The organism is Novosphingobium sp. GW835-FHT14H07 (genome assembly GCF_058793515.1).
On sequence record NZ_JBXAFX010000038.1, the window covers coordinates 19,592 to 32,101 of the forward strand.

General features: G+C 62.6%; 15 protein-coding genes and 1 pseudogene. 9 read left to right on the top strand and 7 right to left on the bottom strand.

Going from position 1 to position 12,510, the window contains the following annotated elements:
* The first annotated feature begins 5 nt into the window (after nt 1-5).
* The 7 genes from trbJ (at nt 6) to AC1Q5P_RS20350 (ending at nt 5,573) form a co-directional block, all read left to right on the top strand.
* Nucleotides 6-758, top strand: coding sequence for a P-type conjugative transfer protein TrbJ (trbJ, locus tag AC1Q5P_RS20320; protein WP_058454881.1), 753 nt, complete (start codon nt 6-8; stop codon nt 756-758).
* A gap of 135 nt (nt 759-893) precedes the next feature.
* Nucleotides 894-2,201 carry a P-type conjugative transfer protein TrbL gene (gene trbL, locus AC1Q5P_RS20325; protein WP_058454880.1) on the top strand — a complete coding sequence of 436 codons (1,308 nt, stop codon included), beginning with the start codon at nt 894-896 and terminating at the stop codon, nt 2,199-2,201.
* 3 nt (nt 2,202-2,204) lie between these two features.
* Nucleotides 2,205-3,047 carry a conjugal transfer protein TrbF gene (trbF, locus tag AC1Q5P_RS20330; RefSeq protein ID WP_058454879.1) on the top strand — a complete coding sequence of 281 codons (843 nt, stop codon included), beginning with the start codon at nt 2,205-2,207 and terminating at the stop codon, nt 3,045-3,047.
* Nucleotides 3,044-3,895 carry a P-type conjugative transfer protein TrbG gene (gene trbG / locus AC1Q5P_RS20335; RefSeq protein ID WP_058454878.1) on the top strand — a complete coding sequence of 284 codons (852 nt, stop codon included), beginning with the start codon at nt 3,044-3,046 and terminating at the stop codon, nt 3,893-3,895. Before trbF ends, trbG begins: the two co-directional genes overlap by 4 nt.
* Nucleotides 3,892-5,130: a TraB/TrbI/VirB10 family type IV secretion system protein gene (locus tag AC1Q5P_RS20340; protein ID WP_058454877.1), complete on the top strand. Its 1,239-nt coding sequence runs from the start codon at nt 3,892-3,894 to the stop codon at nt 5,128-5,130. The genes trbG and AC1Q5P_RS20340 overlap by 4 nt, the downstream gene beginning before the upstream one ends.
* Nucleotides 5,123-5,335, top strand: a complete 213-nt coding sequence (locus tag AC1Q5P_RS20345) for a DUF2274 domain-containing protein (RefSeq protein ID WP_058454876.1) — start codon at nt 5,123-5,125, stop codon at nt 5,333-5,335. The genes AC1Q5P_RS20340 and AC1Q5P_RS20345 overlap by 8 nt, the downstream gene beginning before the upstream one ends.
* Before the next feature lie 4 nt (nt 5,336-5,339).
* Nucleotides 5,340-5,573 (top strand): helix-turn-helix domain-containing protein, encoded by a 234-nt coding sequence (locus AC1Q5P_RS20350; RefSeq protein ID WP_051035681.1) that lies wholly within the window; start codon nt 5,340-5,342, stop codon nt 5,571-5,573.
* Between the two features lie 398 nt (nt 5,574-5,971).
* Here the strand turns inward: AC1Q5P_RS20350 and AC1Q5P_RS20355 are convergent, their stop codons facing one another.
* The 3 genes and pseudogenes from AC1Q5P_RS20355 to AC1Q5P_RS20365 all read right to left on the bottom strand — a co-directional run bounded on the left by AC1Q5P_RS20355 (nt 5,972) and on the right by AC1Q5P_RS20365 (nt 8,291).
* Nucleotides 5,972-6,937 (bottom strand): hypothetical protein, encoded by a 966-nt coding sequence (locus AC1Q5P_RS20355; RefSeq protein ID WP_052242423.1) that lies wholly within the window; start codon nt 6,935-6,937, stop codon nt 5,972-5,974.
* A 651-nt stretch (nt 6,938-7,588) separates the two neighbouring features.
* Nucleotides 7,589-7,921 (bottom strand): annotated as a pseudogene (locus AC1Q5P_RS20360) (SDR family oxidoreductase); the annotation flags it as partial.
* Between the two features lie 82 nt (nt 7,922-8,003).
* Entirely contained in the window at nt 8,004-8,291 is a 288-nt protein-coding gene (locus AC1Q5P_RS20365; RefSeq protein WP_492519898.1) for a hypothetical protein, read from the bottom strand.
* A gap of 356 nt (nt 8,292-8,647) precedes the next feature.
* Between AC1Q5P_RS20365 and AC1Q5P_RS20370 the strand changes: the two genes are divergently transcribed.
* Nucleotides 8,648-9,169, top strand: coding sequence for a hypothetical protein (locus AC1Q5P_RS20370; RefSeq protein WP_492519899.1), 522 nt, complete (start codon nt 8,648-8,650; stop codon nt 9,167-9,169).
* 34 nt (nt 9,170-9,203) lie between these two features.
* Here AC1Q5P_RS20370 and AC1Q5P_RS20375 read toward each other — a convergent pair whose 3' ends face one another.
* The 4 genes from AC1Q5P_RS20375 to AC1Q5P_RS20390 all read right to left on the bottom strand — a co-directional run bounded on the left by AC1Q5P_RS20375 (nt 9,204) and on the right by AC1Q5P_RS20390 (nt 12,161).
* Nucleotides 9,204-10,292 (bottom strand): ATP-dependent DNA ligase, encoded by a 1,089-nt coding sequence (locus tag AC1Q5P_RS20375; protein WP_492519900.1) that lies wholly within the window; start codon nt 10,290-10,292, stop codon nt 9,204-9,206.
* Between the two features lie 51 nt (nt 10,293-10,343).
* Entirely contained in the window at nt 10,344-10,553 is a 210-nt protein-coding gene (locus AC1Q5P_RS20380) for a hypothetical protein (RefSeq protein WP_492519901.1), read from the bottom strand.
* A gap of 79 nt (nt 10,554-10,632) precedes the next feature.
* Nucleotides 10,633-11,439, bottom strand: a complete 807-nt coding sequence (gene xth, locus AC1Q5P_RS20385; RefSeq protein ID WP_492519902.1) for an exodeoxyribonuclease III — start codon at nt 11,437-11,439, stop codon at nt 10,633-10,635.
* The gene (locus tag AC1Q5P_RS20390; protein ID WP_492519903.1) at nt 11,439-12,161 is read right to left on the bottom strand and encodes an SOS response-associated peptidase; all 723 of its coding nucleotides are present in this window, start codon (nt 12,159-12,161) and stop codon (nt 11,439-11,441) included. The genes xth and AC1Q5P_RS20390 overlap by 1 nt, the downstream gene beginning before the upstream one ends.
* A 125-nt stretch (nt 12,162-12,286) precedes the next feature.
* Between AC1Q5P_RS20390 and AC1Q5P_RS20395 the strand changes: the two genes are divergently transcribed.
* On the top strand, nt 12,287-12,442 hold the full coding sequence (locus AC1Q5P_RS20395; RefSeq protein ID WP_492519904.1) for a DUF1810 family protein: 156 nt from the start codon (nt 12,287-12,289) through the stop codon (nt 12,440-12,442).
* Nucleotides 12,443-12,510: the final 68 nt, after the last annotated feature.

A 12,510-nucleotide genomic window follows, 5' to 3' on the forward strand; every position in this document is an offset into this window, starting at 1 on the left:
TTCCCGTGCCCCGTATCCCTATCCGCAAATATGCGTGCCTCTCTGCTCTCGCGCTCGGCGCCGTCGGCTCGCTCGGTATCGGCATCGCGTTGACCTCGACGCCCGTCGCGGCCCAGCTCAGCGTGTTCGATCCATCGAACTATTCGCAAAACCTGCTCACCGCCGCGCGCACGCTCGCCCAGATCAATAACCAGATCCAGAGCCTCCAGAACGAAGCGCAAATGCTGATCAACCAGGGCAAAAACCTCACCAGGATCGATTTCCCGCAACTTCAGGAGCTTCGCCAGCGCCTCCAGCAGATCGACCAGCTCATGGGCCAGGCGCAGGGCGTCGACTTCCGCATCGATCAGCTCGACGAGCGCTTCCGCCAGCTCTACCCGCAGGAGTTCGATCAGGTGTTCCGCCGCGATCAGCGTGTGGCTCGCGCACGCGATCAACTCGATACCGCAATGTCCGCGTTTCGCCAGACGATGGGGGTCCAGAACCGCATCGTCGACAACGTACGGAGCGACACGCAGGCGCTCGCCGACATCGTCGCGCGCAGCCAGGGCGCGGAAGGCTCGCTTCAGGCGCAGCAGGCCACGAACCAGCTTCTCGCGCTCACCGCCAAGCAGCAGCTCCAGCTTCAGCAAATGATGGCGGCGCAGTTCCGGGCGGAATCGGTCGAGCAGGCGCAGCGGGGCCAGATCGCGCGCGAGGCACGCGAGTCAACGCGCCGCTTCCTCGGCGACGGCAAGGCTTACACGCCACGCCAATGAGCTGAGGCAGGCGAGGACCGCGCCCCCAGCTCCCCCCGGTCCGAACCTGTCTCGTCGCGGGGGCCGTAGGGCTTGCCCCTCTCATGGCCGCCGGTCCCCGCGACACCTTTCAACTTCAAGCAGGAACCCGCCCATATGGATGACCTGAATGTCATCGATCAGTTCATGGAGGCCTTCGCCTCCTACATCGACAGCGGGTTCGGCCTGTTGGGCGGTGACGTCGGTTTCCTGACCACGATCCTGATCGGCATCGACATCACTCTCGCCGGGCTGTTCTGGGCGCTCGGCGGCGAAGACGACGTCATCGCCAAGTTCCTCAAGAAGATCCTCTATGTCGGCGTCTTCGCCCTGATCCTCAACAGCTTCTCGACACTGTCCGATATCATCTTTCGCAGCTTCGCCGGCCTCGGCCTCACCGCAGGGGGCAGCGCGATTACGGCTGACGATTTATTGCGACCCGGCAAGCTGGCCGGGACCGGCTTCGAGGCAGCATGGCCGCTCCTCGAGCAGGCGAAGGAGTTGGTTGGCCCGATCGCCTTCTTCGACAATTTCATCGAGATCGCCGTGCTGGTGATCGCCTGGGTCGTCGTCATCGCCGCCTTTTTCATCCTCGCGATCCAGCTTTTCATCACAATCCTCGAATTCAAGCTCACTTCGCTCGCCGGCTTCGTGCTCGTGCCCTTTGCGCTGTGGAACCGCACGTCGTTCCTCGCCGAACGGGTGCTCGGGAACGTCGTCAGTTCGGGCATCAAGGTCATGGTGCTCGCGGTCATCGTCGGCATCGGCTCTAACTATTTCGCCGACTTCACCAGTGCGATCACCGGCGACGAGGTGTCGATCGAACAGGCCGTGTCGCTGATGCTCGCGAGCCTCGCGATCTTTGGCCTCTCCATCTTCGGCCCGGGAATCGCATCCGGCCTCGTCGCCGGCGCGCCGCAGCTCGGCGCCGGATCGGTGATCGCCACTACCGCGCTTGCCGGCGGAGGTCTTGCGATGGCAGGCGCTGGCGCCGTCGGCGCGGCACGCGGTCTCGCGGGGGCCGGTCTCGGCGCGATCCGCGCCGGTACATCGATGGGGTCTGCCGCATCCACCGCCTACAAGCTCGGGCAGGAAACCTCGGGCTCGACCAGCGTCGGCGCGGGCCTCGGCGGCGTTGCGACCGCCATGCGCGGCGCGGCTGCCAACCGGATGAGCGGCGGTCTCGGCGTTAGCGCTGCCGCCGATCGTGGGCAGCGCGCCGCATGGGAAGCAGGAAGCACCCGTGCCGGCGGCGGCGCCCCCGCAGCCGCGCCGACAGGCGCAGCTGAAGGAACACCCGCCTGGGCGCAGAAGCTTCATGCCAGCCAGAATGCTCGCCACCGCCGTCAGATGGCGATCCACGCAATCCAGGGCGGCGACCGCGGCGGCGCTGGCGCCACTCCAGACATCAAGGAAAGGGACTGAGCGATGAAATTTCGACGCGCATTGCAGCGCTATGGGCGAACGCCCGAACCCGAGACACCCTACCAACGAGCGGGCCAGCTTTGGGATGAGCGTATCGGCTCGGCTCGCGCACAGGCGAAGAACTGGCGGCTGATGGCCTTCGGCGGCCTGTTCCTGACCACTGGTCTGTCGGGCGCGCTGGTCTGGCAATCGATGCAAAGCCGCGTCGTGCCCTATGTGGTCGAGGTCGATGCACTCGGGCAAGCACAGGCCGTCGCGCCTGCCGCCAAGGACTATCGGCCGACCGATCCGCAGATCGCATGGTTCCTCGGCCGGTTCATCACCGGCGTTCGAGCGCGCTCGCTCGATCCGGTATTGATGCGTGAAAACTGGCTATCAGCCTATGATTTCGCGACCGAACGTGCGTCACTGTTCCTCGGCGAATATGCCCGCACCTCCAATCCGTTCGCCGATGTCGGGCGCAAGACGGTTTCGGTGCAGGTGACGAGCATCGTCCGCGCGTCAGATACGAGCTTCCAGGTCAAATGGACCGAGCAGCAATATGAGCGGGGAAGCCTCGCCAGCACGTCACGCTGGACGGCGATGCTCACGGTGAAGATCAAGCCGCCGCGCTCGGCCGATGTGCTCCGAAAAAACCCGCTCGGTCTCTATGTTGACGCGATCGACTGGAGCCGCGAACTGGAAACGCCGCAGGACCGGCCACCTTCGCCGCAACCATCGGCCGTGCCCGATCCCGCACAATCACTCCCGGTCGCGCCGCCCGCCGACATTCCGCTGGGCTCGCCGCTCGATCCGACCCTTGCTCAACCCGCAGCCGCACCATCCCCCGAAAGGACCGACCAATGATCCGTGCCCTCATCCTGGCGGCGAGCGCGATGGCGCTTGCCATGCCCGCCGCTGCGCAGAGCCGCGAACCCGCGTCACCGACCGCGCGCGTCACTGCCGCCAACCGGGCGGCACTGCGCGAGCCGTCGAGCGCGGGATATATATATGCCGTCCAGGTCTATCCCTGGGCGGAAGGCGTGCTCTACCGGCTCTATGCCGCGCCCGAGCGCATCACCGACATTGCCTTGCAGCCGGGCGAAACGATTGTGTCCGTCGCCGCCGGCGACACCGTGCGCTGGACTGTCGGCGATACCACCAGCGGCATCGGCGAAAGCAAGCGCGTGCACATCCTCGTCAAGCCGTTTTCGGCGGGCCTACGCACAAACCTTGTCATTGCTACCGATCGCCGGACCTACCATCTCCAGCTCGAAAGCACGCCCGCGACCGCGATGGCGGCGATCTCCTGGACCTATCCACATGACGAGCTGATCGCGCTCCGGCGTCAGCGGGATGCAGCCGTGGCGGCGACGCCGATCGCGTCGGGCCTCTCGGTCGAAAGCCTCAACTTCAACTATGCGATCTCGGGCGACAAGCCGGCCTGGCGGCCGCTGCGCGCGTTCGACGATGGGCGGCAGACCTACATCGAGTTCTCGCCCGCGATCGCCGTGGGTGAGGCGCCCCCGCTGTTCGTGATTGGCGAGGATGGCGAGGCCCAGCTCGTCAACTATCGCGTCGCCGGCCGCTATTATGTGGTCGACCGCCTGTTCGGTGTCGCCGAGCTGCGCCTTGGCGGCAAGAAACAGCAGATTGTCCGTATCACCGCCGCCCAGCCGAAGAGCCGGCAGCGCAAGGCCGGGAGGGGCGCGTGACCGATCCAACCGCTTCTTCCGCGCCGATCGCGGCGCCCAAAGCCGACCCCGAAACGCTCGTTCTGCGCGCGGCGCCGGGCCGCGTCACCCGTTTTCGCCGCGGTGCGATCGTCGCCATCGCTGCCGCCGGCTCGACCGCGATCATCGGCGTCGCCTGGCTGGCGCTCAAGCCCGCGACCCTGAGCCTGATCGCACCAAGCGATGAAAAGCTGGTTGGCGCGAAGGCGCCGCCTGATGCGCTCGCGGGCGCGCCGACGAGCTATGGCGACGTGCCGAAGCTCGGGCCACCGCTTCCCGGTGATCTCGGGCGGCCGATCCTCGAGCGCCAGCGGCAGCTTGGCGGGATGGTTCCCCCTGACCCCGCTGCCGATGCGGTGAGCCGGGCCGCGCAGGAAGCCGAAGCCGAGCGCCAGCGCATCGCCGCTGAGCAGAAGGCCGCACGCGAGTCTGGCGTCATGCTGCAATTGGCGGGCGGCGGTCGCGCCGCCGCCCCTGCACCGGTGACTACCGATGCAAGTGTTCCGCCAGCATCGGCCGAGACTGCCAAGCCGCTCCTCGACCCTGACCGAGATCCTAACGCCCAGGGGCGCAAGAACGAATTGGTCGGCCGCGCCAATCGCGACGACGACATCAATCCGCACGCGCTGGCGCAGTCCGTATCGCCTTGGATCTTGCAGGCCGGCAGCATCATTGCCGCGAGCCTCATAACCGGGCTCAACTCGGATCTTCCCGGGCTCGTCACCGCGCAGATCACGGAGAACGTCTATGACAGTGTGACCGGGCGCGGTCTGCTCATTCCGCAAGGATCGCGGCTGATCGGCAGCTACGACAGCGTTGTAGCGTTTGGGCAGAGCCGTGCGCTGGTCGTCTGGCAGCGGATCATCCTGCCCGACGGCTCGTCGATTCGTATCGACAATGTGCCGGCGACCGATACGCAGGGCTATGCGGGTCTGTCCGACCGGATCGACCGGCATACTTGGCAGCTTCTGAAGGGCGTCGCCCTGTCGACATTGCTGGGCGTCGGCACTGAATTGAGCTTCGGCAGCACCGAAAGCGACCTTGTCCGGGCGATCCGCGAGTCAGCGCAGCAGAGCGGCGCGCGCGCCAGCGATCAGCTCGTCACGCGCAATCTCAATATCCAGCCGACCTTGCGCGTTCGCCCCGGCTGGCCGCTACGGGTGGTCGTGCACAAAGACATCATATTGCCCGGACCCTGGGGAGGCCGTCATGGCTGATTTGAAGCTGCCAAGGCTGCCCGATCGGACGCCGGTTAAGATCACGATCAACGTCATGCCGGATCTCATCGAAGCGCTGAACGACTACGCCGAGGCCTATGAGGCGGCCTACGGCCGACGCGAGTCCGTACCGGACCTCATTCCATTCATGCTTAGCGGCTTCCTGGCGAGCGACCGCTCGTTCAGCCGGGCACGTAAGAAATAGTCCGATGTCGGCCCGGCAGCCTGCAACGAATGGCGACGACGCGCCCCCGATTGGGCCGATAAGCGTTCGCATTCCCGACGCAGTACGGATGACGGGGCTCAGCAAATCCAAGATCTACCAGCTCATCGCTTCCGGCGACATCGAGGCAGCCAAGGTCGGCCGTGCAACCGTGGTGTTTGTCGATAGTCTGCGGTCCTTTCTGCGATCACACTGTAAACAGCCGCGTTCTCGGGCGTAGCAGGGATCGCGCATGTCGGCCTGTCGATATTTCGGCACGGCCTGTCGCGAAGGGGTAAAATTGGGGGTGGATTGAGCGGAATTATCGGCACGACGATCAAGAACGTTGTTATAAATCAGTATCTTATGTTTTTCGTGTGAATCCCTCCTCCGCTACCAGGCATTTCTCGTAAGATCAGATAAATAGTTGCGGAGCTAGTCAGGTCCGAACATGCGGTTCGGGACCTGTCATTTTAGTCATTTTAGCGACTGTGGCCTGCACTTGTGGTCGCGCGCGAGACCTTGGCGCGTCCCGGCGACTTAGGAACCGCTCCTTCGGGGGCTTGGCGTCGAGGGGGGCAGGCGCAACGGAGATTACCACGCGCCTGAAAATCGGGCGCGCCAGCGCCTATCGGGCACTTAAGGGCGGCGATCCCGGCTGATGGCCGCAGCCGCCTTGTAGACCGGCACTTTGGACCAAACGCCATCGCTGACGATGTGGATCACGCTTCCCCGTCCCTGACGCAGACTGGCTGCGCCGCGCGTGCCCTTACCATACCGTAAGCTACCAAGCTCGTGACTTGATTTCCCATCGAGCTTCACGAGCGTGATGCGGTTGGCATCGTCGCTGTAGCCGCCGCCCAGCATCACGATATCGTCCTTCACGGCAATGGCCTTTGCTCCGGCGACGCTGTTCGACCAGAACACCGGCTTACCTCCGCTGATCCGAACGATAGGAAAGCCCGAGTAATAACAGGCCCAGATTTTATCACCGACGAGCGTCATAGCGTAAATGTCGTCCATCCCGCCCTCATCGCGATGCTGCTCGTTGAATGACCAGAAAACACGGCCAGTGGCGTCAAACTGAACAAGACCACCCGATGACACAGGCCAGCTTCCATCCTTGTTCTCTCCGCCGAATACGCCTTCGTCGAAATAGCCAACCCAGATCGTCGCGTCAGAGGCGCCTAGCAAGGTTTCGATCCCGTCGCCGAGGATCATCTCCGACTCTTTCCGCCCATCCGCAGAATAGATCACGCCGTTTTTCTCTCCCCTGTCGGCGCGAGAGCCTGCAACCAGCCATCGACCGTCAGGCATCCGATCAACGATAGGATGCGCTCCCGATGGCATCACCGCCACATTGGACTCCGTGCTTCCGTCGAAGATCGACAGACGCATGTCGTCGTCCCAGACCTTGGGGTATTTCGGCGACCGCCAGCCACCCTTTGCGGCCTCCCACCACCGCATGTGCTCGCTATGAACATCCTTCCGAGTGCGAATGAGTGCCAGTCGCCCGTCCGCCAACGCGGTGTACCCGTAGTCGAACCAACCTTCCGGCGTCGCGGGAAGGGGGATCGCCTCCGCTATGGTTTGAAGCTCGATCATGGGATAACGCTCGCAGTTGGATGCCGAGAGCGCAGGCGTTCACCCGATGACGCGCAACCGGAACGGCAATCGCCGCGTCAGGGAGCTTGATGAACTCGCACCTCCGCTAAAAAACTTTATAAGTCATTGAAAAATTATGATAAAATATCTTGTGGTGGGATTCTAACGGTATCGAGTTTCACTTGCAGATTGACGGTGGCCAACCTCTCAGGGAACCCTCTTACATCACCGCGAGGGACACGACCCGCTGCGTCTATCGCTGACCCCCAAGCACACGCGGCAGTACTGTAGCTCCTACACGGCATGGGCGCACAAAGTGATCAATGCGGCTTCGCCGAGTGCCGGGCTCAGTAAATACCTTGCGCGGCCTCCTGTAGGAGCATCTTTTCCAAGGTTAGCCCCTATACCGCCTGCCGTGATCTAGGGTTCTCGCGCCCCAAGTCCTTTAAAAGAACAACGATTTTGGACCGCTCAGAAGCGCGCAGGATCAATCCCGCGAGTCCAGGGAAAGCGCGGGGCATTGCTCGGAATTCGCAAACGATAGTGAAGGATTTCTTAGCGCCCAGGTCACTTCCGCTGCTCGCGTAACGCAACTGTGAACCAGCCGTGCCGGCCGCCGCCCCTGCATTAACCGCAGCGGTCGGCAATCTCTCAGGTGTCGCCGAAAAACTCTCTTGCTGCCGCGTATGTGGGCAAGTGAGCAGTGGTTCCGCCGTCAGACTGGATGATCTGGCCTGTCAGACAACGAGCATCGTCTGACGCAAGAAAGGTCACTATACGGGCAATATCCTCCGGCGTTCCGAGCAACGGCGTCAGGGTCGCATCCTCGTTGAGTTTGAGCAGCGGTTCCGGGATAAAACTCTTGAGAAGCGGGGTCAGGACCATCGAGGCAGCCACAGCATTGCAGCGGAGGTTCTTACGGCCAAATGCGGTCGCAACTGACTGGGTCAGCATGTTGATGCCTGCTTTCGATACTGACATCCTCGCCGCTGACGGCGGTCCGCGGTAGACTTAGAAAGCAACCTTTCTTAAACCGTGTTTTGAGCCAAGGCTAAACGACGCTGCTTTAAAGATCCTTTATGGCGCGCTTCGCATCAAACACAGCATCCGCTGCCTGTCCGCTTACACGGTCAACGTCCTTGTCGAACTGCCTGACGATGCCTGGCGCCGTCAGTCCGTCCATGCCTTCCCTCACCAGTCTCTGGTATTCCTGACGGTTATCGGCTTTTGCGAACATCTGCGCCTGAAATTCGCGGATTGCGGCCTCAAGCTTGATGCGATCCTTCGGTCCTACATCGCGCCGGGCGGCTGCAAGAGTGCTTTCGAACGAGGCCTCGCTGCTGCCATCGATCACAGTAGGAGCTTTGTTCTCGCTGCAGGCAATCACGAGACTGCAGGCAATTACAATCGATGCTGAGCGCACTTCCGGCCTGCCTCATGTTGGAACTGTCAACCAACAAGCGCTGACGGCGCGCAAAGTTCCGTCCGGCAGCAAGCAGTAGCACCTGCCTTCGCCGGCTTGTCCAGGATACCAAGGCAGGGCTAACTTGCCAGCGGGCCGAACAGAATGGGTAAGCGGCACTCAGTCCTGATCTTCACGGCCGGACACCCCATTTCCGACAATCCGTCGGTCGGTCTGCTCGCCTAGTTTTACTGGGAGCGAAGAATGCGCCGCTGCGTTCGGCAAAGATGACCAAACGACCACTCAAGGTGTTTCGTACAAGCACGGGCTTCGACGATGCATATATCGCGACCACGAGCAGGCGCGCTGCACTCGAAGCATGGGGGACGGACAAGGATCTCTTTGCACGAGGAGCGGCAGAGCAGATCACCGATCCGGAACTTATGGCGCTAGCGTTGCAGCAGCCAGGCGAAGTCGTTCGCCTGCCACGCGCGTCCGCGGCCCAGCACCTGTCTGCCGCAGGACCGGTAGTCGATGGTCCCTCACGAAAGAAACGGACGCCTGCAGGCACCCCGTCGAAACCTCGAAAGCGTCCGCCAAGGCCGAGCCGAGCTGCGCTCGACGCCGCCCGCGCGGCTCTCGACAGGCAGGAACGGGAATTGACCGAAGCGTTGAACGAGATTGACCGGAAGATCGAAGCGCTTCGCGAGCGCAGGGTTAGCTTGCGCCAAACTGGCATCGTAGCGGCAGAGGGGCTGCGTGCGGCCGTGGCACGCGAGGAAGAGGTGTATCGTAACGCACTCGACGCCTGGGAAGCAGGAAGCGGTTAAAAGCCCGCGAAATCAATCGCATCGAGCGGCCACATCATCGTTTCGGGTCTGGCCGGGCTTCGCCTTGTTCTACCAGGTCCAGCAGTTCCGTTGGCCTCAGTTCAACGACGAGCTGATCGTACCTGCACTGCCGAGCTGCTTTGTCGGGTCGCCAACGGAGGAACCGAGTGCCATGCCGAAATCGACCTGCAGTCACCTGATCATAGAGAACCTCTGCGACCAGTTCGTGCTTCAGGGGTATGTAGTCTCCGCTCTTGTCGGGGTTCCACCGGCTGGGGCCTCCCGGAGCACGACCGGTAAAACCGGGCCCACCATCGTGCGGTGAGACCTTTCGAGCCAAGGCCGAACGCTGCGCGCCTGAGAAGGCAGAGGTGAAGCCGACGAGGTCCAGTTTGTCATTCGGGTCGTAAAGGCCGAGCAGAAGCGAGACTACACCGCCCTTGGCGTCTTTGCGATAACCGCCGACGACGCAGTCGGCCGTCCGCCGCTGCTTGATCTTGCGCATGGCACGCTCTCCAGCGAGGTAGGGCAGGTCCCGGCCCTTGGCGATCACGCCATCAAGCGCACCGCCACTGAGGCCAAGCCATTTCCTGGCCTGCTCGATTTGTGTTGTAACTGGCGAGAGGATCAGGTCGTCGTGACCAGCTTCCCGAGCCAGCCCTTCCAGCGCCGTTCGTCGTTCGCAGAGTGGCGCATTTCGCAAATCGGCCTCGCCGATGTGCAGGCAGTCGAACAGGATGAGTTGCGCCGGAGTTTCGCGCGACAGCCTGGCAATGCGCGAAGCTGCAGGGTGCAGCCTTGCCTGCAAAGCTTCGAACGAAAGGCGATTGCCGATCGGGATGACCAGTTCTCCGTCAAGCAGCAGGCGCGTTTGCCTGATGGTGCGAACGGCGTTGGCGATTTCCGGGAAGTAGCGCGCAAGCGGTTTGCCGGACTTGGACCAGATCTCCACGTCATCGCCCTTGCGGTCGACCAGCGCACGGAATCCGTCCCATTTGGGCTCGTAGTACCAGCCCGGCGGCTCGGGCAGGCTCTCGACCAGCAAGGCTTCCATCGGCTCAACCGGGGATACGGACCGCAAGATCGGACGGCGAAGTGCTTTCGAGGGTTTCTGCTTCGCCATCACTTTGGAACATCCATCCCGCGTAGAAGACTTTGCGGCCTTGCCGAAGGTTCAGTCGTGCTCCGTGACGGCTGACGGCGCGACCGCCTTGAGCACTTCATCGGTGCCGCCTAGAATGAACGTGCCGTCCTTCTCGGCGCTCAGTTCCCGTCCGTCTTCCAGGGAATAACGCCGCGCCTCCGTGGCCTTGCTATCACCGGCCGCCCCACGCGCTTCGTCACGCTCCTCGACGATCACGTATTCGGCTCCGCTCGTGCCCACGGCGTTGAATTTCGAACTCACAGTCCACATGGCAAGTCTCCGGCTGTCCTGGCTTTTCCTGACAACTGCAGGCAGCGGACTATGATCCACGGATCGACCGGCGCGCGGTACGGTCAGGCTTCAGTTCCACCCAGACCGGCGCATGATCGCTGGTTTTCTCCCAGCCCCGCACGAAACTGTCCACTTCGGCTGCTTTCAGCCGCTTCGCCAACGCCGGACTCAGCAGAAGGTGATCAATCCGCAGTCCGGCATCGCGACCCCAAGCGTTCCTGAAATAGTCCCAGAAGGTGTAGATCCGCTCGCCGGGATGCATTTTCCTTAGCGCGTCGGTCCAACCCTGATCCAGGAGCCTCGCATATGCTTCACGAACTTCGGGGACGAACAGCGCATCTTCGGTCCAACGCTCGGGCTTGTAGACATCCTGATCCGTCGGGATCACATTGAAGTCGCCCGCCAGGATCACCGGAAGCCCGCTATCAAGGAGCTCTTGCGCACGGCTTGCCAGTCGCTCGAACCAGCGCAGTTTGTAGTCGAACTTGGGCCCAGGGCGGGGGTTGCCGTTTGGGAGGTAGAGTGCGGCAACGATGACACCGTTTGCAGCAGCTTCCAGATAACGGCTCTGCGTGTCTTCCGGCTCGCCCGGCAGTCCGCGCAGGGTCTCGTGGATCATGCCGGCGCGGGATAGAATGGCGACACCGTTCCACGATTTCTGTCCATGCCAAAGTGCGCGGTATCCGGCATCGGAGAGGGCATCGGCAGGAAACCGTTCGTCGGGGGACTTCAACTCCTGCAGGCACACGATGTCCGGCCGTGCCTCGGCTAGCCAGCGCAGCAGTACGGGAAGGCGCCCGTTAACGCCGTTCACAATGTAGGTCGCAATCTTCATCAGGCGGCTGACCGGGCAGGGTGCGCTAGGGCCAGCAACTCGCCCGATGGTTCGTCCCTGCCTTGCCGGACCAGCGATACCGCCAATGTCCCGGCGGGAGGAACGTCAAGCGATCCAGACCCCTCGAGATAGAGCCACCTTGCCCACTCCTTTGGCGCCAGCGTGACGATCTGGCGATCATGAAACGGCGCAACGTCGGGCCTCGGCGGCAGCGTCAGCATGGTAAAGCTGCAGGTTTGCCCGTGCTCCTCATCTTTCCAAAGCCCGGCCACGCAGAACATCGGCTCATCGCGCATTGTGAACCGCCACTTCGACTTCGGCGCCTTGTCACCAGTGAATTCGAAGAACGCGCTTGCCGGGATCAGGCAGCGCCGACTGTCCGAGAAATCTCGCCCGTCGGCGCGGAAATTGAAGACAGGCGCAGCTTTCGTCCTGGCCGGCCTGAAACCCCACCGCATCGTGACCGCTTCGACCCCGTTTCCGGCGGCTCGCAGTACTGCACTGTCATCGCTGACCCGGACGTCGCGGGTTGGTGGAAGGAGTGCAGGGGGCCGCAGAGCCACATTCAGCCCGGCTACCGCCAGAGCCTCTTGCAGGTTCGACCAGTTCAGGTGGCGCTCGTAGTTGTTGCACATGACCCGGCAACGCCGGATCAATTCTTTGGGTCCGGCCGCTCCTGAAAGTTCGTCGCCCGGCGCGGGCGTCTGATATGCGGCTCGCATTGGCCAGTTTGAGGGATGAGGTCGTCATGCAGCAACAGGAATGCTGAACCCGTGGTTGGCTGCATCGAGCGCGGCTCATACAGCGTTGCGAGAGGGAGCATAGAGAAAGCTGGTATTGAAGAACCATGAATTTCGACCTCGAACGCCTCGTCACGGCCCAAAACGATCAATACCACCGACCGCTCGGTGAAATTTGGCGCGGTCGCAAGCAGAGCCACCGGATGTGGTACATTTTGCCCCAGATCGCAGGACTTGGTCCCAGCGCCATGGCACAGCTGTAGCGCGACAAACTGGATGAGGATTGCGCGTCAATCAGGATGAGAATGTGATTGTCGCGGCGCGTCGATCA

Bases quoted from the DNA above. Each gene is read 5' to 3' on its own strand.
- AC1Q5P_RS20345 (WP_058454876.1), top strand. From the start codon at position 5,123: ATGGCTGATTTGAAGCTGCCAAGGCTGCCCGATCGGACGCCGGTTAAG.
- AC1Q5P_RS20355 (WP_052242423.1), bottom strand. From the start codon at position 6,937: ATGATCGAGCTTCAAACCATAGCGGAGGCGATCCCCCTTCCCGCGACG.
- trbG (WP_058454878.1), top strand. From the start codon at position 3,044: ATGATCCGTGCCCTCATCCTGGCGGCGAGCGCGATGGCGCTTGCCATG.
- AC1Q5P_RS20390 (WP_492519903.1), bottom strand. From the start codon at position 12,161: ATGCGAGCCGCATATCAGACGCCCGCGCCGGGCGACGAACTTTCAGGA.
- AC1Q5P_RS20375 (WP_492519900.1), bottom strand. From the start codon at position 10,292: ATGGCGAAGCAGAAACCCTCGAAAGCACTTCGCCGTCCGATCTTGCGG.
- AC1Q5P_RS20350 (WP_051035681.1), top strand. From the start codon at position 5,340: ATGTCGGCCCGGCAGCCTGCAACGAATGGCGACGACGCGCCCCCGATT.
- trbF (WP_058454879.1), top strand. From the start codon at position 2,205: ATGAAATTTCGACGCGCATTGCAGCGCTATGGGCGAACGCCCGAACCC.
- trbL (WP_058454880.1), top strand. From the start codon at position 894: ATGGATGACCTGAATGTCATCGATCAGTTCATGGAGGCCTTCGCCTCC.
- xth (WP_492519902.1), bottom strand. From the start codon at position 11,439: ATGAAGATTGCGACCTACATTGTGAACGGCGTTAACGGGCGCCTTCCC.
- AC1Q5P_RS20395 (WP_492519904.1), top strand. From the start codon at position 12,287: ATGAATTTCGACCTCGAACGCCTCGTCACGGCCCAAAACGATCAATAC.